The sequence below is a fragment of the Streptomyces fildesensis genome (genome assembly GCF_016107395.1).
Classification (GTDB): Bacteria; Actinomycetota; Actinomycetes; order Streptomycetales; family Streptomycetaceae; genus Actinacidiphila; species Actinacidiphila fildesensis.
In genome coordinates this window covers 1-254 of sequence record NZ_JAAIKO010000318.1, presented here as the reverse complement: position 1 = coordinate 254, position 254 = coordinate 1, and the positions used below count along the sequence as shown (strand labels likewise).

At 59.4% G+C, this 254-nt stretch carries 1 protein-coding gene; it reads left to right on the top strand.

The genetic code is table 11. The features are described from left to right. Positions 1 to 37: 37 nt before the first annotated feature. Positions 38 to 254: aquaporin (locus tag C6N31_RS46570; RefSeq protein ID WP_198359738.1), on the top strand; the 217-nt coding region annotated here is incomplete at its 3' end.

Here is a 254-nt window from a genome sequence, read left to right as displayed (position 1 = left end):
CACAGAACGGAGGCTGACGCTCACCTACCAAACAAAGATGCCGATGAGAGATATGGCGATTGGCCACGCCCACGAGGCTGTTCGCCTCGACAGCCTGAGAGCAGCCCTGGCGGAGTTCTTCTCCACCCTTATCTTCGTCTTCGCCGGAGAAGGCTCCGGCATGGCATTCAACAAACTGACCAGCAACGCCTCGATGACCCCTGCAGGACTCGTGGCGGCAGCACTTTCCCACGCGTTCGCTCTCTTTGTTGCGG